Origin of the sequence: Flavobacterium sp. GCM10023249 (assembly GCF_042653365.1) — a bacterium.
GTDB lineage: Bacteria > Bacteroidota > Bacteroidia > Flavobacteriales > Flavobacteriaceae > Flavobacterium.
In genome coordinates this window covers 1-3,528 of the sequence record NZ_JBHSHZ010000018.1, presented here as the reverse complement: position 1 = coordinate 3,528, position 3,528 = coordinate 1, and the positions used below count along the sequence as shown (strand labels likewise).

Annotated in this window: 3 protein-coding genes; all 3 read right to left on the bottom strand. The window is 28.6% G+C overall.

Annotated elements, in window-relative coordinates; translation table 11 throughout:
• Positions 1-758 precede the first annotated feature (758 nt).
• The 3 genes from ACFO7M_RS15685 to ACFO7M_RS15675 all read right to left on the bottom strand — a co-directional run bounded on the left by ACFO7M_RS15685 (position 759) and on the right by ACFO7M_RS15675 (position 3,329).
• Positions 759-1,082, bottom strand: coding sequence for a hypothetical protein (locus ACFO7M_RS15685; RefSeq protein ID WP_379736749.1), 324 nt, complete (start codon positions 1,080-1,082; stop codon positions 759-761).
• A gap of 285 nt (positions 1,083-1,367) precedes the next feature.
• Positions 1,368-2,060, bottom strand: coding sequence for a hypothetical protein (locus ACFO7M_RS15680; protein WP_379736747.1), 693 nt, complete (start codon positions 2,058-2,060; stop codon positions 1,368-1,370).
• Positions 2,061-2,210: 150 nt separating this feature from the next.
• Positions 2,211-3,329 (bottom strand): DUF6438 domain-containing protein, encoded by a 1,119-nt coding sequence (locus ACFO7M_RS15675; protein ID WP_379736745.1) that lies wholly within the window; start codon positions 3,327-3,329, stop codon positions 2,211-2,213.
• Positions 3,330-3,528: the final 199 nt, after the last annotated feature.

Here is a 3,528-nt window from a genome sequence, read left to right as displayed (position 1 = left end):
TAGAAGTACCATGCCTAAATTTATTTAAAAAAAATACTTTTTATTTGTTTTTAAGCACAGTTCTTTGTTATGGGCTGGTTTAATATTTATGAACTTTTCTATTTCTAATAGATAATATAATATTCACTAAAAAGATTATAAAGTTGATTAGATTAATGAGAATCGCTACTATATGGTCTATGTATTCGTTAGTAATAAGAGAAGTAAATATTAAAGCTATATTAGAAATTGATAATAAGTTATTTGTTTGGATTTTAACAAGCTTTAAAACCCCAAAGGATAAAATAAAGATTATGCAAATAAGAAGTAAAAGAAAGGTGCTTACATCTTTGTCTTGATAAGCCCAACCAACAGTTTTATTGATTCCTATTTGTTGGTATGAGATAAAAATATAAGCTAATGAGCTTGAAATTAGGCTCAACAAAAACATATTTTTTTTAAAAATTTCCATTCTGATTTATGCTTCCAATTTGTTTTATGCGGTTTGCTGGCAACTTGCCCATAACGTCTTGGCACTACAGCGGGTTTGGGACTAAATTAAGCCCATTCTTCGGATTTGCCAAATCATTCCAATTACAAACCCAACTTTCCATTAAGTCTATTGCCCAAATCCGTTGTAGTGGCTGTTACTGGAGGCTTGTTTTGTCGAAATTACAATTGAAACGTAAACTTTTCACACTTCTGTTGGCAGATTTAAACTTTCACTTTGCTATGTTAAAATCCAAATCTCGACAAAACGCTTTTAGACAGTGTTTTTATTATTTCAGTATTTCAATTTTGCTATATACAAAAATTTTGGCTGGTTTTGGTTCTCCTTTTTTTGTAAAATCTTTCGGAATACCTTTTTCAGATTTAAATTTACCTTCTACAGAAACTTTAAATGGTAATGTTTTACCATCCCAAAGTTTATCTGCGTCTGGAATTTTTCCGTTTTCTCTTTCCAAGTATACATTTTCTTTTTCGCCTTCTACTTTCCATTGAGCGCAAGGACAAGAAATAGCGTAATATGATGCAATTATTTTTTTCTGTCCATTACCAGTTACAAGAAAAATGAAAGTTATAATTGTTAATAATTTGGTCATTTTTAATATTATTTAATGTCGCAAAATTTTTCAAGTTTCTGATTTTTTTAGATTCCAATTTTACGCTTCTGCTTAATAAACTTCTTGCGGAATCAATGGTTGTTTTCTAATTGTTTTTATCTGCGTAATTTCGGCACAAGTCTCCAGTAACGTTTCAAGGCTTTGCGAGGTTGCGGATTAAAGAAGCCGAAACTTTCGGTTAAAAACTGAACTCAAAGACACAAAACAAACTTTAAATTAAGCCTAGGAACCGCAATAGCGCAAAACCTTTGTTAGCGGTAGTATTTATTTAAGATTAATTGCTTTTGATAATTTTATTCTTTTTGATTTTATTTCCTCTTTGAATTGAAATATTTCGATTTGATTATTCTTAATATTTATTGAATCAATTATGTTGTCAAAATGTCCAACACCTCTTTTCCAATTTTCAGGAATCATTATTGTGTCATTTTTTTGGGAATCAATGTCAAATATTCTTAATTTTCTATTTCCGTTAGAATATTCTGTGCTACAAATACACAAATCTTTATTGTCGGTTGCATAATTGAAATAGCTAATATTTGGATAATATAAAACATCAAACCAAAATGGTTTGTCTTTTTCAATATTATAAATTATTGCGTATCTGCAATTTGTTCCACAACTATTAACTAATCCAAATGAATTATTTGTAGTCCATTCAATTTTAGCGTCAAATGGCGTTTGAAATTCAATCAATTCATCACCAATTAATAATGATTTATGTCTAATTTTATTTTTTCCCCATTCTGCATATATTTTCTTGTAATTGTCTTCAGAAGTTGAATATATTTTTAAAAACTTTTTGTCAGTTGTAATTGTATCTAACCAAACAGCAATATCTTTCTCTTTTTTTTCGATATTGAGTTTAGTAACTGATGAGGATTTTCCAGATTGCTCATTTTTTATATTGCAACCTATAAAAACAAATAATATTGCTATTAAGATTTTGTTTTTCATAATATTACCGCTAACGTTCCGGCGCTTGGCGAGGTTGCGAACTTCGGAACTAATTATTTTCTGTTAAAGATAAAATTTCTTGCGAAATGTAAACGTGAATTTACCACTAAATTCGCAATCTTGCCAAACGCCTGTTAGCAGTAGTACTTTTTAGTCATATTTTGTTTTTAATTTTAGCCTTTTTGTTAATTCATTTGTCATAATAAAATTAAAACCTAAATCTAAAATAATAGAGCTTTTATCTTTTGATATTATTTTGAAAAACCTACCATCGGTTTCTATTCTATTTACATTTAAGTCAGTATCATAATCTATAAAATATTCTGATACAAAGGTTTTATTTGTAGTTTCTGAATTACTTAAAAGATTAGATAAGTAAAATGCTTCGGAGCCTGTCAAATTGATAATTTTGTTTCCTTTTTCAAATCTGTAATATTGAATTTTACCGAACTCTTTCATCTCTTTGTTTTCTTCTAATTTCAGTTTTTGATATAGATAAGTTATAGGCTCTAGAGTTATTCGAAATGATTTTGGAGATTGTCTTCCATAATCTTTTATTGTCTTTAAAATTTTATTGTCTTTTACAAAAGTTACAGTTATTTCTTGGTCATCAGTCCAACTTGCTGAGTAATCATTTTTCAATTCTAAAAATTTAGCTTTTTTAAAGTTGTTTTCGATTTCTTTGAATTCTTGAGAAGTTATTTTAGATTTGAAAAAGCCATTTCTCAGATTCCAATGACCGCCAGAATATGTTACCTCACCATTTTTATTTATTTCTATATCATTGATAGGGCAACTCCCAAAACAGGGAGATTTTGAAATTATTATTTTATCAAAATCATCCTTTCTATTTTCTTTGTATTCCTGTTTTGAAAGTTCTAAAATAATGTTTTTGTCAAAGCTAATTTTTAAAGATTTAGAAGTGATGCTGACTATTTTGGCAGCATCCCATTTTTTTGTTATTAAATTATTGATAAACAAGCTGTCATCAACAATTTTGAATTTTGTTTTTGTTCCATAAAAGATAGTTTTTCTATCTCCATTCTTATCTCTTTCACTCGTTTCATAAAACCCAGGTTTGCTTTCACAATTTCCATTTTTATTAAACGAATAACCAAAATCACTATAGAATCTATTCTCCTTTTTTGGACTTTCTTTTTCAAAAATCCAATCACCTAAAATTATATTTTCATAGTTGTTTTTAGGTTTCTTCTCACAAGAAGCCAAGGTCAATAATAGTAAAAATATGTATTTATAATTTTTCGGCATAGTATTACTGCTAACGTTCCGCCGGCTTTAAGCAGGTGAGGAGTTTGTAAGCCAAATGTATAGATTAAAGACTGAACAAGCAAATACAAAACCAACACTAAATTAAGCCTAAATCCTCACTTGCTTAAAACCGCCTTAAGTTTACATTTTCTACATTTAGCTATTAATCAGAAAGAACAAAAGAGAGGAGTAAGGTTCT